Origin of the sequence: Pseudomonas sp. B14-6, assembly GCF_013260315.1 — a bacterium.
GTDB classification, from domain to species: Bacteria; Pseudomonadota; Gammaproteobacteria; order Pseudomonadales; family Pseudomonadaceae; genus Aquipseudomonas; species Aquipseudomonas mandelii.
Genome location: NZ_CP053929.1, coordinates 5,950,213 through 5,967,420 on the forward strand (window position 1 = coordinate 5,950,213; position 17,208 = coordinate 5,967,420).

15 protein-coding genes and 1 pseudogene are annotated in these 17,208 nt (G+C 58.9%); 13 read left to right on the forward strand and 3 right to left on the reverse strand.

Going from position 1 to position 17,208, the window contains the following annotated elements; all coding sequences use genetic code 11:
- Positions 1-264 precede the first annotated feature (264 nt).
- The 5 genes from HP062_RS27090 to ispD all read left to right on the forward strand — a co-directional run bounded on the left by HP062_RS27090 (position 265) and on the right by ispD (position 5,347).
- Complete coding sequence (locus HP062_RS27090) at positions 265-1,896, forward strand: CTP synthase (RefSeq protein ID WP_010462795.1); 1,632 nt, start codon at positions 265-267, stop codon at positions 1,894-1,896.
- A 5-nt stretch (positions 1,897-1,901) separates the two neighbouring features.
- Complete coding sequence (gene kdsA, locus HP062_RS27095; protein ID WP_010462794.1) at positions 1,902-2,747, forward strand: 3-deoxy-8-phosphooctulonate synthase; 846 nt, start codon at positions 1,902-1,904, stop codon at positions 2,745-2,747.
- Between the two features lie 156 nt (positions 2,748-2,903).
- Positions 2,904-4,193, forward strand: coding sequence for a phosphopyruvate hydratase (eno, locus tag HP062_RS27100; RefSeq protein ID WP_010462792.1), 1,290 nt, complete (start codon positions 2,904-2,906; stop codon positions 4,191-4,193).
- A gap of 171 nt (positions 4,194-4,364) precedes the next feature.
- On the forward strand, positions 4,365-4,643 hold the full coding sequence (gene ftsB / locus HP062_RS27105) for a cell division protein FtsB (protein ID WP_008028992.1): 279 nt from the start codon (positions 4,365-4,367) through the stop codon (positions 4,641-4,643).
- Positions 4,640-5,347, forward strand: coding sequence for a 2-C-methyl-D-erythritol 4-phosphate cytidylyltransferase (gene ispD / locus HP062_RS27110; RefSeq protein WP_010462788.1), 708 nt, complete (start codon positions 4,640-4,642; stop codon positions 5,345-5,347). Before ftsB ends, ispD begins: the two co-directional genes overlap by 4 nt.
- A gap of 136 nt (positions 5,348-5,483) precedes the next feature.
- On the opposite strand, the gene HP062_RS27115 is transcribed toward ispD, so the two are convergent.
- Entirely contained in the window at positions 5,484-6,380 is an 897-nt protein-coding gene (locus HP062_RS27115; protein ID WP_172792333.1) for a LysR substrate-binding domain-containing protein, read from the reverse strand.
- A 107-nt stretch (positions 6,381-6,487) separates the two neighbouring features.
- Between HP062_RS27115 and HP062_RS27120 the strand changes: the two genes are divergently transcribed.
- The 8 genes and pseudogenes from HP062_RS27120 to rpoS all read left to right on the forward strand — a co-directional run bounded on the left by HP062_RS27120 (position 6,488) and on the right by rpoS (position 13,621).
- Complete coding sequence (locus HP062_RS27120; RefSeq protein ID WP_010462785.1) at positions 6,488-7,600, forward strand: S-(hydroxymethyl)glutathione dehydrogenase/class III alcohol dehydrogenase; 1,113 nt, start codon at positions 6,488-6,490, stop codon at positions 7,598-7,600.
- 8 nt (positions 7,601-7,608) lie between these two features.
- Positions 7,609-8,453: pseudogene (fghA, locus tag HP062_RS27125) on the forward strand (S-formylglutathione hydrolase).
- A gap of 43 nt (positions 8,454-8,496) precedes the next feature.
- Positions 8,497-8,970 carry a 2-C-methyl-D-erythritol 2,4-cyclodiphosphate synthase gene (ispF, locus tag HP062_RS27130; RefSeq protein WP_010462780.1) on the forward strand — a complete coding sequence of 158 codons (474 nt, stop codon included), beginning with the start codon at positions 8,497-8,499 and terminating at the stop codon, positions 8,968-8,970.
- Entirely contained in the window at positions 8,967-10,025 is a 1,059-nt protein-coding gene (gene truD, locus HP062_RS27135) for a tRNA pseudouridine(13) synthase TruD (protein ID WP_077748334.1), read from the forward strand. The genes ispF and truD overlap by 4 nt, the downstream gene beginning before the upstream one ends.
- Positions 10,013-10,762, forward strand: coding sequence for a 5'/3'-nucleotidase SurE (gene surE, locus HP062_RS27140; RefSeq protein WP_077748335.1), 750 nt, complete (start codon positions 10,013-10,015; stop codon positions 10,760-10,762). The genes truD and surE overlap by 13 nt, the downstream gene beginning before the upstream one ends.
- A 41-nt stretch (positions 10,763-10,803) precedes the next feature.
- Entirely contained in the window at positions 10,804-11,439 is a 636-nt protein-coding gene (locus tag HP062_RS27145; protein ID WP_010462773.1) for a protein-L-isoaspartate(D-aspartate) O-methyltransferase, read from the forward strand.
- Between the two features lie 211 nt (positions 11,440-11,650).
- On the forward strand, positions 11,651-12,508 hold the full coding sequence (locus HP062_RS27150; protein ID WP_083374911.1) for a peptidoglycan DD-metalloendopeptidase family protein: 858 nt from the start codon (positions 11,651-11,653) through the stop codon (positions 12,506-12,508).
- Between the two features lie 105 nt (positions 12,509-12,613).
- Complete coding sequence (gene rpoS / locus HP062_RS27155) at positions 12,614-13,621, forward strand: RNA polymerase sigma factor RpoS (protein ID WP_010462770.1); 1,008 nt, start codon at positions 12,614-12,616, stop codon at positions 13,619-13,621.
- A gap of 474 nt (positions 13,622-14,095) precedes the next feature.
- Here rpoS and fdxA read toward each other — a convergent pair whose 3' ends face one another.
- Together fdxA and mutS are read right to left on the reverse strand one after the other, a co-directional pair.
- A complete protein-coding gene (gene fdxA / locus HP062_RS27160; protein WP_008154011.1) occupies positions 14,096-14,419 on the reverse strand; it encodes a ferredoxin FdxA in 324 nt (107 codons plus the stop codon).
- Between the two features lie 142 nt (positions 14,420-14,561).
- Positions 14,562-17,129 carry a DNA mismatch repair protein MutS gene (gene mutS / locus HP062_RS27165; RefSeq protein WP_172792622.1) on the reverse strand — a complete coding sequence of 856 codons (2,568 nt, stop codon included), beginning with the start codon at positions 17,127-17,129 and terminating at the stop codon, positions 14,562-14,564.
- Positions 17,130-17,208 lie beyond the last annotated feature (79 nt).

Here is a 17,208-nt window from a genome sequence, read left to right on the forward strand (position 1 = left end):
CCGGTAGACTACGCTCCCTTCTTGATACAACTTCTGTGGATTCGCCTGAATTACAGAAGTTGCCGATTACCAAGCAGTCTTTGCTGGGCGATTCCAAAAAATGTGTAGCGAGCAACGTACCGGTGTTTCATCTGCCGGTCTGTCCCAACGCGGCGGTTTTTTTGAAAGGTGCACTGTGATTAATGCAGGTGATCGGGGGCTTCGGCCTTCCTTCGCTTTCCCCGGCGGCTCGGACCGCTTTAACGCAGACTTCTAGGGTTTTTCATGACGCGCTACATATTCGTCACGGGCGGTGTTGTTTCTTCATTGGGGAAAGGCATTGCCTCGGCTTCATTGGCGGCCATCCTGGAGGCGCGGGGACTTAAGGTCACCATGCTGAAGCTGGACCCGTACATCAACGTTGACCCGGGCACCATGAGCCCGTTCCAGCACGGTGAAGTGTTCGTCACCCACGACGGCGCCGAGACCGACCTGGACCTGGGTCACTACGAGCGGTTCATCCGCACGACCATGACCCAGAACAACAACTTCACCACCGGCCGTGTCTACGAACACGTCCTGCGCAAAGAGCGCCGTGGTGATTACCTGGGTGCAACCATCCAGGTAATCCCGCACATCACCGACGAAATCAAGCGCCGCATCATCAAGGGTGCCGGCGATGCTGACGTGGCGATGGTCGAGATCGGTGGCACCGTGGGTGACATCGAGTCGCAACCGTTCCTCGAAGCGATCCGTCAATTGCGTTTCGAAGTCGGCGCCAAGCGCGCGATGCTGATGCACTTGACGCTGGTGCCGTACATCGCCACTGCCGGCGAAACCAAAACCAAACCAACCCAGCACTCGGTCAAGGAACTGCGTTCCATCGGCCTGCAGCCAGACGTGCTGGTGTGCCGTTCCGATCACCCGATCGACATCTCGTCGCGTCGCAAGATCGCGCAGTTCACCAACGTTGAAGAACGTGCGGTGATCGCGCTGGAAGATGCCGACACCATCTACAAGATCCCGGGCATCCTGCACTCCCAGGGCCTGGACGATTTCGTCGTCGAGCGTTTCGGCCTGCAATGCGGCAGCGCGGACCTGTCCGAGTGGGAAGCGGTGGTTGACGCCAAGCTGAACCCGGAACACGAAGTCACCATCGCGATGGTCGGCAAGTACATGGAACTGCTGGACGCCTACAAGTCGCTGATCGAAGCGATGAGTCACGCCGGCATCAGCAACCGCACCAAGGTCAACCTGCGCTACATCGATTCCGAAGACATCGAAAACCAGGGCACCGCGCTGCTGGAAGGTGTCGACGCGATCCTCGTACCGGGCGGCTTCGGTCTGCGTGGCGTGGAAGGCAAGATCACCGCCGTTCAATACGCTCGCGAAAACAAGGTTCCGTACCTCGGCATCTGCCTGGGCATGCAAGTGGCCGTGATCGAGTTCGCTCGTAACGTGCTGGGCTGGAAAGACGCCAACTCCACCGAGTTCGATCGCGCCAGCGGTCATCCGGTCGTGGGTCTGATCACCGAGTGGGAAGATGCCACCGGCGCCGTCGAAACCCGTACCGAATCGTCCGACCTGGGCGGCACCATGCGCCTCGGCGCTCAGGATTGCCTGCTGGAACCGGGTTCCCTGGTGCACGATTGCTACGCCAAGGACGTGATCGTCGAGCGTCACCGTCATCGCTACGAAGTGAACAACAACCTGCTGCCGCAAATCATGGAAGCCGGCCTGAAAATCTCCGGTCGTTCCGGTGATGGCGCGCTGGTCGAAGTGGTTGAAGCCCCGGATCATCCATGGTTCGTCGCTTGCCAGTTCCACCCTGAGTTCACCTCGACACCACGCGACGGTCACCCGTTGTTCAGCGGTTTCGTTAAAGCAGCTTTGGTTCAACACCAGAAGAAGGCGTAAATCCGATGGCGCAGAAGATCATCCGTGTAGGCGATATCGAGATTGCCAACGACAAGCCAATGGTGCTTTTCGGTGGCATGAACGTGCTGGAAAGCCGCGACATGGCGATGCAGGTCTGCGAAGAATACGTAAAGGTCACCGAGAAACTCGGTATCCCTTACGTGTTCAAGGCCAGCTTCGACAAGGCCAACCGTTCCTCCGTGGCCTCTTACCGTGGCCCCGGCCTGGAAGAGGGCATGCGGATTTTCCAGGACATCAAGCAAGCCTTCGGCGTGCCGATCATCACCGACGTCCACGAGCCTGACCAGGCCGCGGTCGTCGCTGAAGTCTGCGACATCATCCAGCTGCCGGCCTTCCTGTCGCGCCAGACCGACCTCGTGGTCGCGATGGCCAAGACCGGCGCGGTGATCAACATCAAGAAAGCCCAGTTCCTCGCCCCGCATGAGATGAAACACATCCTGAGCAAATGCGTGGAAGCGGGTAACGATCAGTTGATCCTCTGCGAACGCGGTTCGAGCTTTGGCTACAACAACCTGGTCGTCGACATGCTTGGCTTCGGCATCATGAAGCAGTTCGAATACCCGGTGTTCTTCGACGTGACCCACGCGCTGCAAATGCCCGGTGGTCGCTCCGATTCCGCCGGCGGTCGTCGCGCCCAGGTCACTGACCTGGCCAAGGCAGGCATGAGCCAGTCGCTGGCCGGTCTGTTCCTCGAAGCCCACCCGGACCCGGACAACGCCAAGTGCGACGGCCCTTGCGCCTTGCGCCTGGACAAACTGGAGCCATTCCTGGCCCAGCTCAAAGCCCTGGACGAACTGGTGAAGAGTTTTCCGACGGTAGAGACCGCGTAAACCTCGTTTCTCCGGTAAAGTACCGCACGATTTGTTGCTCAGGCCCTCGGGCCTGAGCCTTATCGTCCGCAAGTCTGCCTGCTGCACACCACTTGCCGACGGTAAAAGATTTCCTCTAGCTGCGTCGTTTTCGTCAACTTTGGAGTGTTTACAACAATGGCAAAAATCGTCGACATCAAAGGTCGTGAAGTTCTCGACTCCCGTGGCAATCCCACCGTGGAAGCGGACGTGCTTCTCGATAACGGCATCATCGGTAGCGCGTGCGCGCCGTCCGGTGCTTCCACTGGCTCGCGTGAAGCGCTCGAGCTGCGTGATGGCGACAAGAGCCGTTACCTGGGCAAAGGCGTACTCAAAGCCGTTGCCAACATCAACGGTCCGATCCGCGATCTGTTGCTGGGTACAGACCCAAGCGACCAGAAAGCACTGGATCACGCGATGATCAAGCTTGATGGCACCGAAAACAAAGGCTCCCTGGGCGCCAACGCGATCCTCGCCGTTTCCCTGGCCGCCGCCAAGGCCGCCGCACAGGACCAGGACCTGCCGCTGTACGCGCACATCGCCAACCTGAACGGCACCCCGGGTGTCTACTCGATGCCGGTTCCGATGATGAACATCATCAACGGTGGCGAGCACGCCGATAACAACGTCGACATCCAGGAATTCATGGTTCAGCCGGTTGGCGCCAAGTCTTTCTCGGAAGGTCTGCGCATGGGCACCGAGATTTTCCATCACCTCAAAGCTGTTCTGAAGGCCCGTGGCCTGAGCACCGCAGTGGGTGACGAAGGTGGTTTCGCACCGAACCTGGCTTCCAACGAAGACGCGTTGAAAGTGATCTCCGAAGCCGTGGCCAACGCCGGTTACAAGCTGGGCACCGACGTGACCCTGGCACTGGACTGCGCGGCCAGCGAATTCTACGAAGACGGTAAATACAACCTGTCCGGCGAAGGCCAGGTGTTCACCGCCGAAGGTTTCGCTGACTACCTGAAAGGCCTGACCGAGCGTTATCCGATCATCTCGATCGAAGACGGCCTGGACGAGTCCGACTGGGCTGGCTGGAAAATCCTCACCGACAAGATCGGCGAGAAGACCCAGCTGGTGGGCGACGACCTGTTCGTGACCAACACCAAGATCCTGAAAGAAGGCATCGATAAAAAGATCGCCAACTCGATCCTGATCAAGTTCAACCAGATCGGCACCCTGACCGAAACCCTGGAAGCCATCCAGATGGCCAAGGCCGCTGGTTACACTGCCGTGATCTCGCACCGCTCCGGCGAAACCGAAGATTCGACCATTGCCGACCTGGCGGTGGGCACTGCGGCTGGCCAGATCAAGACCGGTTCCCTGTGCCGTTCGGACCGCGTGTCCAAGTACAACCAACTGCTGCGTATCGAAGAGCAGTTGAATGGCAAAGCCAAGTACAACGGTCGCAGCGAATTCCGCGGTTAATCGTTAACTGGTAAAAAGACACCGGATTGTGTCGGAAAAATCGCTACAGCGATGGATTTGCCACTAATCTGATGCCTTATAAGCACAAGCCTGGGTCTTCCAGGCTTCGTGCTATCAGAAGCTTCAAAGTTTTGGCATGGCTGTCTTTTTTCACTGGATACCTGATATTCGATGCGCAGTCCCAATTGGTTGTTCCTCGTCTTGCTCTTGTTGCTGGCTGGCCTGCAATACCGCCTGTGGGTGGGAAATGGCAGTCTGGCGCAAGTGGCTGAGCTGACTCAGCAGATCGCAGATCAACACGCTGAGAACGAAGGGTTGCTGGAACGCAATCGGGTAATGGACGCCGAAGTCAGCGAGTTGAAAAAAGGCATGGAGACCGTGGAAGAGCGGGCTCGTCATGAGTTGGGCATGGTCAAGGACGGTGAAACCCTTTACCAGTTGGCTCAATGAATAACTCTTTACCGGCCTTCTGGGCCGTGATTCCTGCCGCGGGCGTCGGTGCCCGTATGGCCGCAGACCGTCCCAAGCAATACTTGCAATTGGGCGGGCGCACTATTCTCGAACACAGCCTTGGCTGTTTCCTTGATCATCCTGCCCTGAAGGGGTTGGTGGTCAGTCTTGCTGTTGATGATCCCTACTGGCCGAACCTGGCGTGTGCTGCCGATCCGCGTATTCAGCGGGTCGAGGGCGGCGACGAGCGTTCCGGGTCAGTGCTCAATGCCTTGCTGCATCTGCACGCTCAAGGTGCTGACGATGAAGACTGGGTGCTGGTTCACGATGCTGCACGGCCGAATCTTTCGCGTGATGATCTTGATAAGTTGCTGGGTGAGTTGGCGGACGATCCAGTGGGCGGGCTGCTGGCAGTTCCTGCCCGCGATACGCTCAAACGGGTCGACAAGCACGGTCGTGTGGTTGAAACCGTGGATCGCAGCGTGATCTGGCAGGCGTACACGCCGCAGATGTTTCGCCTCGGCGCGTTGCATCGGGCATTGGCGGACAGTCTGGTGGCGGATGCCTTGGTGACTGATGAAGCTTCGGCCATGGAGTGGGCTGGATTGGCGCCGCGTCTGATTGAAGGGCGGTCCGATAATCTCAAGGTTACTCGCCCTGAAGATCTTGAATGGCTTCGCCAGCGTTGGGCTAATCGCCGCTGAGTCGCTCATTGGCTGTTCAACCGCCATCGCGAGCAGGCTCACTCCTGCATTGGAATGAATTTCCCTGTAGCACTGAGCCTGCTCGCGATGGCGTTCTATCAGTCAGCAAAACTGTCACTGAAAGCGGCAATCCGAGCTAAGTTCGATACTCCGGCCGCTCAGCCAACCCTTGCTTCAAATAATCCACCAACTTGCGCACCTTCGGCGACAGATGCCGTTGCTGTGGATACAGCGCCCAAACCGCCGTGTTCGGTGGCTGGTGCGCCTCCAGCAATGAAATCAATTCGCCGTTTTTCAGGTGCTCCAGCACGTAATAGTCTGGCAGCTGACACAACCCGACACCCTGTAGTGCCGCATCCAGAACCGCTTGCCCACTGTTGCAGCGCCAGTTTCCCTGCACCCGTTGCGAAAATTCCCGCCCGTTCTGCTCCATTTGCCACATGTCCGAACTGCCGATCAGGCAATTGTGGCGGCTGAGTTCCGACAAACTGTGTGGGCGACCATACCGTTCCACGTAGGACGGCGACGCGCACAAATACATCCGCCGTGGTGCCAGGCGCGTGGCGACCAGTCGCGAATCCTGGAGACGCCCGAGGCGGATTGCCAGGTCCAGCCCTTCGTGCACCAGGTCGAGAGGACGGTTGCTCAATTCAATGTCGACGCGCAGTTGTGGATAAAGGCCCATGAAACGGGTCACCAGTGGCACGATGAAGCGTTCTCCATACGCCACGGCGCAGGTCATGCGCAGCATGCCCTTAGGCTCGCTGGTCAGGTCGCCGACCGCGCGCAAGGCTTCTTCGCGACCGTCCTGCAAGCGCTGGCAATGTTGCAAAAAGGTTTGCCCGGCTTCGGTCAGCGTCACCCGGCGAGTGCTGCGGTAAAGCAGTCGCGTCTGAAGGCGCTCTTCGAGGCGTGCGATTTGTCGACTGATGTGAGAGGAAGAAACTCCAAGGCGCTCCGCCGCCGCCGTGAATTGGCTGCATTCGGCCACGGCGACGAACTCGTCGATTCCTTCCCAGCGGTTTTCAGACATCCAGGATTATCCCTGTGTGGCAATAATGTTTTGCTTTTGCCCGGATTATTCCTCGTAGCGCGCTGTATTACACTCCTTGTCTCGTTTTTATTCACTGGAGAATCCACATGATCAAGTCGCGCGCTGCCGTTGCCTTCGAGGCCAAGAAACCCCTCGAGATCGTCGAAGTCGATGTCGCCATGCCCAAGGCCGGTGAAGTTCTGTTGCGAGTGGTGGCCTCCGGTGTCTGCCATACCGATGCCTACACCCTGTCGGGCGCTGACCCGGAAGGCATCTTCCCGTCGATCCTCGGTCACGAAGGTGGCGCGGTGGTTGAGGCGATCGGTGAGGGCGTGACCTCCGTCGCGGTCGGCGACCATGTGATCCCGCTGTACACCCCGGAATGCCGTCAGTGCAAATTCTGTCTGTCGGGCAAAACCAACTTGTGTCAGGCGATTCGCGCGACTCAAGGCAAGGGCCTGATGCCGGATGGCACTTCGCGCTTTTCCTACAAGGGCCAGCCAATTTTCCACTACATGGGGACCTCGACATTCTCCGAGTACACCGTGCTGCCGGAAATCTCCGTCGCCAAAATTCCAAAAGAAGCACCACTGGAAAAAGTCTGCCTGCTGGGCTGCGGTGTCACCACCGGTATCGGTGCAGTCCTCAATACCGCCAAGGTAAAACCAGGTGATACCGTCGCCATTTTCGGTCTGGGCGGCATCGGTTTGTCAGCCATCATCGGTGCGGTCAAGGCCAAGGCTGGTCGCATCATCGCCATCGACATCAACCCGGCGAAGTTCGAGATCGCCAAGCAGCTCGGTGCAACCGACTGCGTGAACCCGAAAGATTTCGACCGTCCGATCCAGGAAGTCATCGTCGACATGACTGACGGCGGCGTCGACTTTTCCTTCGAGTGCATCGGCAATGTGCAATTGATGCGTGCGGCCCTTGAGTGCTGCCACAAGGGTTGGGGTGAGTCGGTGATTATCGGTGTGGCCGGTGCCGGCCAGGAAATCTCAACCCGTCCATTCCAGCTGGTGACCGGTCGTGTCTGGCGCGGTTCGGCATTCGGCGGCGTGCGCGGTCGTACCGAATTGCCAAGCTACGTCGAGATGGCCGAAACCGGCGAAATCCCGCTGGATACGTTTATCACCCACACCATGGGCCTGGAAGACATCAACAAGGCTTTCGACCTGATGCACGAAGGCAAAAGCATCCGTAGCGTCATCCATTTCTGAGGTCGGTCATGAGCCTGGAAAATATCTCCTGCCAGAAAAGCTTCGGCGGCTGGCACAAACGCTACAAGCACCGCTCCGATGTCCTCGGCTGCGACATGGTGTTCGCCGTGTACCTGCCGCCGCAGGCGGAGCAGGGCGGCAAGTTGCCGGTGCTGTATTGGTTGTCCGGCCTGACCTGTACCGACGAAAACTTCATGCACAAGGCCGGCGCGATGCGCATGGCCGCCGAGCTTGGGTTGATCATCGTTGCGCCGGACACCAGCCCTCGCGGACCCGATGTTCCAGGTGATCCGGACGGCGCCTGGGACTTCGGTCTCGGTGCCGGATTTTATCTGAATGCCACGCAGGAACCCTGGTCCCGGCACTATCGGATGCATGACTATGTCGTGCAGGAATTGCCGGCATTGGTCGAAGCCCATTTCCCGGCGTCGGACAAGCGCGGCATCAGCGGTCACTCCATGGGTGGCCACGGGGCGCTGGTCTGCGCCTTGCGCAATCCGGGGCGTTACCAATCGGTGTCGGCGTTCTCGCCGATCAACAATCCGATGGATTGCCCGTGGGGTCAGAAAGCGTTTTCCCGCTACTTGGGGAGGACCGCTCGAAGTGGCGCGAATGGGATGCCTGCGCACTGATCGCCGAGGCCGACGAAAAGTTGCCGTTGCTGGTCGATCAAGGTGACCGTGATGATTTCCTGGCGACTCAGCTCAAGCCTGAAGCCTTGCAACAGGCGGCCAAACTGGCCGGTCATCCGCTGACGTTGCGCCTGCAACCGGGCTACGACCACAGCTATTTCTTCATCGCCAGCTTCATTGACGACCACTTGCAGCATCACGCACGCGCTCTAGGCACCTAATGCAGGTAGAATCACGCCCTGACAAAAATCGGGGCGTTTTTTTATGCGTATTGGCCACGGCTATGATGTGCACCGTTTCGCTGAAGGCGATTTCATTACTCTGGGCGGTGTGCGCATTGCACACGGCTTCGGGCTGCTCGCTCACTCCGACGGTGACGTCCTGCTGCACGCCTTGAGCGATGCCTTGCTCGGCGCCGCTGCGCTGGGTGATATCGGCAAGCACTTCCCGGACACCGACCCGACATTCAAGGGTGCCGACAGCCGCGTGCTGTTGCGTCACGTCGTCGCACTGATCCACGCCAAAGGCTGGAAAGTCGGCAACGTCGATAACACCATCGTCGCCCAGGCGCCGAAAATGGCCCCGCATATCGAATCGATGCGCGCGCTGATTGCCGCGGATCTTCAAGTTGAGTTGGATCAAGTGAACGTGAAAGCTACCACCACCGAAAAGCTTGGCTTTGTCGGTCGCGAAGAAGGCATTGCCGTGCATTCCGTTGCCTTGTTGCTGCGCGCATGAACGAAGCGCAATTGCTCGGCCCGCGAGCCTATGGCGACGCCCTCGGTACGGCGGTTCTGAAAGCCACGGCAGAAGATTTTCAGGTCGATGAAGTGCTCGATATCCCCCTCAGTGGCGATGGCGAACACTTGTGGATCTGGGTGGAAAAGCGCGGTCTCAATACCGAAGAAGCGGCACGGCGCATTGCCAAGGCGGCGGGTGTGCCATTGCGCACCGTCAGCTATGCAGGCCTCAAGGATCGTCAGGCGCTGACTCGCCAGTGGTTCAGCGTGCAGCTGCCGGGCAAGGCCGATCCTGATTTGTCGGCGGCCGAAAACGACACGCTGAAAATCCTCAAGACCGGTCGGCACAAGCGCAAGCTGCAACGCGGTGCCCATTCGGCGAATGGCTTCACTTTGCGCCTGACGCAATTCGCTGGCGACAAAGCCGCGATTGAAGAGCGGCTGCAGCTGATCGCCAAGCAAGGTATTCCCAATTATTTCGGTGCCCAGCGTTTCGGCTTTGATGGCGGTAACGTGGTCGATGCCCGTGCCTGGGCCGCGCGAAAGGCGTTGCCGGAGCAGCGCAATGTCCGTTCGCGTCTGCTCTCCACTGCCCGCAGCTTCCTGTTCAACCAGGTATTGGCGGCGCGTGTGGCCGATGGCACCTGGCAGCAAGCGCAGGTCGGCGATCTGCTGGCCTTCACCGACAGCCGCAGTTTTTTTCCGGCAGGTGAAGCCGAGTGCAGCGACCCGCGCCTGGCAATTCTCGACCTGCACCCGACCGGTCCCCAGTGGGGCGAAGGTGACTCGCCGGCGACCGGCGCTGTCCATGTACTGGAGCAGGCAATCGCCGCTCGCGAAGCGGATCTGCGCGATTGGTTGATTAACGCCGGAATGAACCACGAACGTCGCATCCTGCGGCTGCCCATTGGTGGGTTGACGTGGCATTATCCGGAGCCTGACATTCTGCAACTGGAATTCGTCCTCCCGGCCGGATGCTTTGCCACCGTATTGGTGCGCGAGCTTGTTGATCTGGTGCCGGTGGGGCAGACGGACAGCCCATGCGTATTCTGATTTCTAACGACGATGGGGTAGCCGCACCCGGTCTCGCCGCGCTTTATGCTGCGCTGGCGGATTACACCGAGTGCGTGGTTATCGCCCCGGACCAGGACAAAAGCGGCGCCAGCAGTTCGCTGACGCTCGACCGTCCGTTGCACCCGCAAACCCTGGCCAACGGCTTTATCAGCCTGAACGGCACACCCACCGATTGCGTGCACCTGGGCCTTAACGGCTTGCTGGAGCGCGAACCGGACATGGTGGTTTCCGGCATCAACCTGGGCGCCAACCTGGGCGACGACGTGCTGTATTCCGGCACCGTTGCGGCGGCACTCGAGGGGCGTTTCCTTGAGCGTCCTTCGTTCGCCTTTTCGTTGGTCTCACGGCAAGTGGAGAACCTTCCCACGGCCGCTTACTTTGCGCGCAAACTGGTCGAGGCTCATGCTGACCTCGACTTGCCACCGCGTACGGTACTGAGCGTGAATATTCCCAATTTGCCGCTGGACCACATTCGCGGTATTCAGCTGACCCGTCTCGGGCACCGCGCACGTGCTGCGGCACCGATGAAAGTGGTCGACCCGCGCGGCAAGTCCGGTTACTGGATCGCCGCCGCCGGGGACGCCGAGGATGGTGGCCCGGGCACCGACTTTCATGCGGTGATGCAGGGCTTTGTCTCGATTACTCCGCTGCAACTGGATCGCACCTTCAATGATGCCTTCAGAAGTCTCGATGGCTGGTTGGAGGGGTTGCGCTAATGGCTCGTGAACAAGACGATATTCTGCGTCGCGGCATCGGGATGACCTCGCAACGAACCCGCGAGCGCCTGATTCAGCGTCTGTATGAGGAAGGGGTTTCCAACGCCAAGGTGCTGGAAGTCATCCGTCGTACACCGCGTCACCTGTTCGTCGACGAAGCGCTGGCTCATCGCGCCTACGAAGACACGGCCCTGCCGATCGGACACAACCAGACCATCTCCCAGCCTTATATGGTGGCGCGCATGAGCGAGCTGCTGCTGGAGGCCGGTCCCTTGGACAAGGTGATGGAAATCGGTACCGGCTCGGGTTACCAGACGGCAGTGCTGTCGCAGCTGGTTGAACGGGTGTTCTCCGTGGAGCGCATCAAGGTGTTGCAGGACCGGGCCAAGGAACGCCTGGTGGAGCTGAATCTGCGCAACGTTGTGTTCCGCTGGGGCGATGGTTGGGAAGGCTGGCCGGCACTGGCGCCATACAACGGCATTATCGTGACCGCAGTGGCGACCGATGTACCCCAGGCGTTGCTGGATCAATTGGCGCCTGGCGGGCGACTGGTGATTCCTGTCGGCTCCGGTGAGGTGCAGCAACTGATGCTGATCATCCGCGAAGAACAAGGCTTTTCACGTCGTGTTCTGGGGTCGGTTCGCTTCGTGCCACTGCTCAACGGGCCGCTGGCCTGAGCATTTGTTCAAGTACGCTGAATTCTCTTCGATTGCCCGGGTCTTACAGCGGCATAGATGGGTTAAACAGGATTCATCGGCAGGCAGCAAACGTGTGCGCGAAGCGATTTCGCTTCATTAAAGGTAAAGCCTGTTCGGCCCGTTATACTTGCGACATTTCGTGCCGAAACACGGCAATCCACTATTTCAGCCACCAAAAAGGGAGCGGCGGGTGAGTCTCACAGTCATTGCGCAGCGTATGGGTACAAAGAGCTTTCAGCGCCTGGTGACTGGCCTCGTCTTGAGCACCTTGCTGGTCGGTTGCTCCAGTTCCAAAACGAGTGACGTGCGTGTCGTCGATCGCAACAAGTCCGTCGCCCAGCGTCCGGCGGTGACCACGGGTCAATACGTCGTTCGACCAAAAGATACGTTGTTCTCGATCGCTTTTCGCTACGGCTGGGACTACAAAGCCCTCGCCGCACGGAACAATATTCCTACGCCGTATACGATCCATCCGGGTCAGACAATTCGCTTTGACGGTCGCACCGGATCAACGTCGGCGCCGGTAGCCAGTGCTACCGATTCAACGCCTTCGTCGTCGCTGAAAACCACGGTAATCCGGCGCCAGCCAAATGGCGCAACCACCAGCACAGCGGTGGTTGCACCGTCCGTCGCCAGCAAACCGACCCCCGCTCCGATGCCTCCTGCCGGCCCAGCCCCGACCGGCTGGGGATGGCCATCTAATGGCATTCTGATTGGAAAGTTCTCCTCAAACGGTAGTTTGAATAAAGGAATTGATATCGCCGGGGATTTGGGACAGCCTGTTTTAGCTGCGTCTGATGGGACGGTGGTATACGCCGGGAGTGGCTTAAGGGGCTACGGCGAATTAGTCATCATCAAACACAGCGACACCTACGTCAGTGCCTACGGACATAACCGCAGGCTGTTGGTTCGGGAGGGGCAGCAGGTCAAGGTCGGACAGACAATTGCCGAAATGGGGTCAACGGGTACAGACCGGGTGAAACTGCATTTTGAGATTCGCCGACAAGGTAAACCTGTAGATCCACTGCAGTTCCTGCCACGTCGTTGATTTGTTACCAGCCTGTTCCGTCACGTAGAGGGGACAGGCTCCAGCGTTGCCAAGGATAAAGGCGCCGCTTGAGCTTGGGGTCGAACTCACCAAAGGACTATAACAATGGCTCTCAGTAAAGAAGTGCCGGAGTTTGACATCGACGATGAGGTTCTCCTTATGGAGACCGGCATCGCTACGGATTCGATGTCGAATGATGAAGGGGCTGCTCCACCTTCCGTTCGTGCCAAATCCAAACACTCCGCTTCGCTAAAGCAACACAAGTACATCGACTACACGCGGGCACTTGATGCCACGCAACTGTACCTCAACGAAATCGGCTTTTCCCCGCTGCTCTCCCCGGAAGAAGAAGTTCATTTTGCGCGTCTGTCGCAAAGTGGTGATCCGGCCGGGCGCAAACGCATGATTGAAAGCAACCTGCGGCTGGTGGTGAAAATCGCCCGGCGTTACGTCAATCGTGGGTTGTCGCTGCTGGACCTGATCGAAGAGGGCAACCTCGGACTGATCCGGGCAGTGGAGAAATTCGATCCTGAGCGCGGCTTCCGCTTTTCAACCTACGCAACCTGGTGGATTCGTCAGACCATCGAGCGCGCAATCATGAATCAGACCCGGACCATCCGGTTGCCGATCCATGTGGTCAAAGAGCTCAACGTGTACCTGCGGGCTGCACGAGAGCTGACCCAAAAACTCGATCACGAACCCTCACCCGAAGAAATCGCCAACCTGCTGGAAAAACCAGTGGCAGAGGTCAAGCGCATGCTCGGCTTGAACGAGCGGGTTTCTTCGGTCGACGTCTCGCTGGGTCCGGATTCGGATAAAACCCTGCTGGACACCCTTACAGATGACCGACCAACCGATCCATGTGAGCTGTTGCAGGATGACGACCTGTCCCAGAGCATCGATCAATGGCTTTCGGAACTGACCGACAAGCAACGCGAAGTGGTGGTACGCCGCTTCGGCCTGCGCGGTCACGAGAGCAGCACACTTGAAGACGTGGGCCTGGAGATCGGCCTGACCCGGGAACGGGTCAGACAGATTCAGGTGGAAGGCCTGAAACGTCTTCGGGAGATTCTCGAGAAGAACGGCCTGTCGAGCGAGTCGCTGTTTCAGTAAGCAACGCGCTTGAGTAGCATTAAAAAACCTCGACTGGTTCGGGGTTTTTTAATGCCTGGGAGATGGCTGGCAAGCGCCTCAGGATTGTAGTTTCGCGCTGTAAGTCTTTGCTTACTCTTTCGTAAGTGTTCGTTATTTTTACAGTGTGGCAGTCGCTCATCTGATACGTCTGCTCGAGTTATCTAATTGATTTATATGGTTATTAATAAAGATTAAAAGCATATGACAGAGAGTTTTGCGGATTGGGAGCGATTGCGCTTGGTGGGGAACTCTCTAGTATCTGAACTGTGTCAACGGACAGACACACCCTTCAAGGATGAGGGGAATGGACATCGCAGGGAGGCGATTCATCAGGACGATGAAAAGGAACACAGGGAATAGGGAAAAAATGTGGGCGGGTCAAACCGCCCCTTTTTTTTTCCTGCAGAAAAGCAAAAAGGCCCCCTAGGGGCCTTTTCGAGAACGCGGGGGAAATCAGCGTTCGAGGTCTTTGATCTTGCCTTTGACGCCATCCCACTCTTCAGCGTCGGGCAGCGATTCTTTCTTCTCGGTGATGTTGGGCCAGATTTCGGCCAACTCAACGTTCAGCTGAATGAACTGCTGCATGTCTTCCGGGACTTCATCTTCAGAGAAGATGGCCACGGCAGGGCATTCTGGTTCGCACAATGCGCAGTCGATGCACTCATCCGGGTGAATCACCAGGAAGTTCGGGCCTTCGTAAAAGCAGTCCACCGGACAGACTTCTACGCAGTCGGTGTACTTGCACTTGATGCAGTTGTCGGTGACGACGAAGGTCATTTCTAATTTTCTCCTCAGGCGGCGGCAGCGGAGCCCCTTCTTGTTGGGGTCGCCAGGTTTGGGAGCGATAGTCTGCAGGCCAGGCTATTAGCCTGCAGCATCCCAAACCGCGCGAGATTCTAACAGCTTGCAGGCAAGTGCGTTAGATCCGTGTCTTTAGTGTATAGAGCATTTCTAACGCGCGACGCGGTGTCATGTCATCCAGATCCAGTTTGGCCAGTTCATCCAGCACCGGATGCGGCAGGCTGGCGAACATATCGCTCTGCTGCGGCGCGGCCGGTTTGCCTCTGGTTGGTTTCGGAACTTCATGGGGCAGGGCAGTCGCTTCCAGTCGGCCCAGGTGCTCGCGAGCACGCACGATCACTTCACTCGGCACACCGGCCAACTGCGCAACTGCCAGGCCGTAGCTCTGGCTGGCAGGCCCGGGCAGCACGTGGTGCAGGAACACGATGCGCTCGTTGTGCTCGGTGGCATTAAGGTGAACGTTGGCCACCAGCGGCTGGGCTTCCGGTAACACCGTCAGCTCAAAGTAGTGGGTGGCAAACAGCGTGTAAGCCCGCAGATGCGCCAGACGTTCGGCGGCAGCCCAGGCCAGGGACAGGCCATCGAAGGTGCTGGTGCCGCGACCGACTTCGTCCATCAGTACCAGGCTACGTTCGGTGGCGTTGTGCAGAATGTTCGCGGTTTCGCTCATTTCGACCATGAAAGTCGATCGCCCGCCCGCCAGGTCATCGCTGGAACCGATCCGGGTGAAGATCCGGTCCACCAGAGACAATTCGCAACTGGCTGCCGGCACGAAACTGCCAATGTGCGCCAGCAGCACGATCAACGCGGTCTGGCGCATGTAGGTGGATTTACCGCCCATGTTCGGACCGGTGATCACCAGCATGCGCGTGTTGTCGTCGAGGCTCAGGTCGTTGGCCACGAACGGCGTGGTCAGCACTTGCTCGACCACCGGGTGGCGACCCTGGGAGATGCGCATGCACGGCTCGTCAACGAAGCGCGGGCAGTTCAGGTCGAGGTTCAGCGCACGTTCGGCAAGGTTGCTCAGCACGTCCAGCTCGGCCAGTGCCGCGGCGGTGTCTTGCAACGGCGGCAATTGGGCGATCAGGTCTTCGAGCAGCGCTTCGTACAGCATCTTCTCGCGGGCCAGTGCGCGGCTCTTGGCTGACAACGCCTTGTCCTCGAACGCTTTCAGTTCCGGCGTGATGAAGCGCTCGGCACCTTTGAGCGTCTGGCGGCGGATGTAGTCGGCCGGTGCCGATTCAGCCTGCTTGCTCGGCAACTCGATGAAGTAACCGTGAATGCGGTTGTAGCCGACCTTCAGGTGCGACAGGCCGGTGCGAGCCTTCTCCCGTGCTTCCAGGTCGATCAGGAACTGCCCGGCGTTTTCGCTGAGCGATTGCAAGTCGTCCAACTCGGCGTCGTAACCGGTCTTCAACACACCGCCGTCACGGATCACCGCCGGCGGGTTGTCGATGATGGCTTTTTCCAGCAGCGCCGCAAGTTCCGGGTAGGTGCTGGTGGTCTTCGCCAGTTGAATGATGTGCGGCGCTTCCAGTTCAGTCATCGCCACTTGCAATTCTGGCAATGCACCGAGCGCATCGCGCAGGCGAGCCAAGTCGCGAGGACGGGCATTGCGCAGGCCGATCCGCGCCAGAATCCGCTCGATGTCACCGATTTCCTTGAGCTGCGGTTGCAGTTTTTCGAAACGGTAACCGTCGAGCAGGCAGGTGATCGAGGTCTGTCGCGCCAGCAATACGGTCAGATCCCGCAGCGGACGGTTCAGCCAGCGGGTCAGCAGGCGGCTGCCCATGGCGGTCTGGCAGCGGTCTACCACCGACTGCAACGTGTTGTCGCGGCCTCCGGCCAGGTTGGTGTCCAGTTCCAGGTTGCGACGGCTCGCGCCGTCCAGCACCACGGTCTCATCCAGGCGTTCATGGCGCAGGCTGCGCAAATGGGGCAGGGCGGTGCGCTGGGTTTCCTTGGCGTAGCTGAGCAGGCAACCGGCGGCGCCGATGGCCAGGGTCAGGTTCTCGCAACCGAAGCCTTTCAGGTCCTGAGTGGAGAATTGCTGGCAAAGGCTTTTCAGTGCCGAGTCGCGTTCGAAATCCCACGGCGCACGGCGACGAACCCCGCGACGTTTTTCCGCCGGCAGGTCCTTTGGCCAGTCATCGGGAATCATCAGCTCCACCGGATTGACCCGCTCCAGCTCCGCCAGCAGGTTTTCCCAGCCCTTTATTTCCAGCACGGTGAAGTTGCCGCTGGTGATGTCCAGCACCGCCAGACCGAACAGACGTTCGTCACCCAACACCGCCGCGATCAGGTTGTCCCGACGCTCATCCAGCAGCGCTTCATCGCTGACCGTGCCCGGCGTGATGATCCGCACCACCTGACGATCCACCGGCCCCTTGCTGGTGGCCGGATCGCCGACCTGTTCGCAGATCACCACCGATTCGCCAAGCTTCACCAGTTTCGCCAGGTAGCCTTCGGCGGCGTGGTAAGGAATCCCACACATCGGAATCGCCTGACCGGCCGACTGCCCACGGGCCGTCAGGGTGATGTCCAGCAACTTGGCGGCCTTCTTCGCGTCTTCATAGAAGATCTCGTAGAAGTCGCCCATGCGGTAGAACATCAGCTGGTCGGGGTGCTGGTTCTTCAGGCGCCAGTATTGCTGCATCATTGGCGTGTGGGAGGACAGATCGGACAGTGCTTTATTCATCGGATATCAGGCAAATTCGTTGAAAGGTGTAGGGCAAAGGAGGGACATCAGCCCGGCTTTTCCGCGA

What these genes read in the sequence shown, in the direction of transcription:
- HP062_RS27090 (WP_010462795.1), top strand. Translation starts at nt 265, where the DNA reads ATGACGCGCTACATATTCGTCACGGGCGGTGTTGTTTCTTCATTGGGG.
- kdsA (WP_010462794.1), top strand. Translation starts at nt 1,902, where the DNA reads ATGGCGCAGAAGATCATCCGTGTAGGCGATATCGAGATTGCCAACGAC.
- eno (WP_010462792.1), top strand. Translation starts at nt 2,904, where the DNA reads ATGGCAAAAATCGTCGACATCAAAGGTCGTGAAGTTCTCGACTCCCGT.
- ftsB (WP_008028992.1), top strand. Translation starts at nt 4,365, where the DNA reads ATGCGCAGTCCCAATTGGTTGTTCCTCGTCTTGCTCTTGTTGCTGGCT.
- ispD (WP_010462788.1), top strand. Translation starts at nt 4,640, where the DNA reads ATGAATAACTCTTTACCGGCCTTCTGGGCCGTGATTCCTGCCGCGGGC.
- HP062_RS27115 (WP_172792333.1), bottom strand. Translation starts at nt 6,380, where the DNA reads ATGTCTGAAAACCGCTGGGAAGGAATCGACGAGTTCGTCGCCGTGGCC.
- HP062_RS27120 (WP_010462785.1), top strand. Translation starts at nt 6,488, where the DNA reads ATGATCAAGTCGCGCGCTGCCGTTGCCTTCGAGGCCAAGAAACCCCTC.
- ispF (WP_010462780.1), top strand. Translation starts at nt 8,497, where the DNA reads ATGCGTATTGGCCACGGCTATGATGTGCACCGTTTCGCTGAAGGCGAT.
- truD (WP_077748334.1), top strand. Translation starts at nt 8,967, where the DNA reads ATGAACGAAGCGCAATTGCTCGGCCCGCGAGCCTATGGCGACGCCCTC.
- surE (WP_077748335.1), top strand. Translation starts at nt 10,013, where the DNA reads ATGCGTATTCTGATTTCTAACGACGATGGGGTAGCCGCACCCGGTCTC.
- HP062_RS27145 (WP_010462773.1), top strand. Translation starts at nt 10,804, where the DNA reads ATGACCTCGCAACGAACCCGCGAGCGCCTGATTCAGCGTCTGTATGAG.
- rpoS (WP_010462770.1), top strand. Translation starts at nt 12,614, where the DNA reads ATGGCTCTCAGTAAAGAAGTGCCGGAGTTTGACATCGACGATGAGGTT.
- fdxA (WP_008154011.1), bottom strand. Translation starts at nt 14,419, where the DNA reads ATGACCTTCGTCGTCACCGACAACTGCATCAAGTGCAAGTACACCGAC.